Origin of the sequence: Escherichia sp. KCJ4928, assembly GCF_004352695.1 — a bacterium.
Classification (GTDB): Bacteria; Pseudomonadota; Gammaproteobacteria; order Enterobacterales; family Enterobacteriaceae; genus ECMA0423.
Genome location: NZ_SJWV01000712.1, coordinates 1 through 297, shown reverse-complemented (window position 1 = coordinate 297; position 297 = coordinate 1). Strand labels below are relative to the sequence as shown.

The 297-nt window shown below is 57.6% G+C and carries 1 pseudogene; it reads right to left on the bottom strand.

Annotated features, from left to right (window positions below):
• A pseudogene (locus E0D98_RS26385) lies at nucleotides 1-297 on the bottom strand (hypothetical protein); the annotation flags it as partial.

Here is a 297-nt window from a genome sequence, read left to right as displayed (position 1 = left end):
CGATATGCAGCCCCTGCCCCACGGTTCCGTACTGCCCCTTTGACAGGTCCGCTTTCGGATGGTTAAGACGGCTCATGTCCTGCACATCATGCAGACAATGGTCCGCCGGAATGATGTCGTTATATTTGCATGCTGCACCGCCCGGTGTCACCGTACTGCGGCGCGCCAGCTGCTTAATACGCGGGTCCGGACGGTCATATGTCTCCGGCAGCGGAAGACCTTCACCATACGACATGCCATTTGACTGCCCTGCCAGAACCACAACAAAGTAATACTCCGGGTCGCTGGTGGCACTGA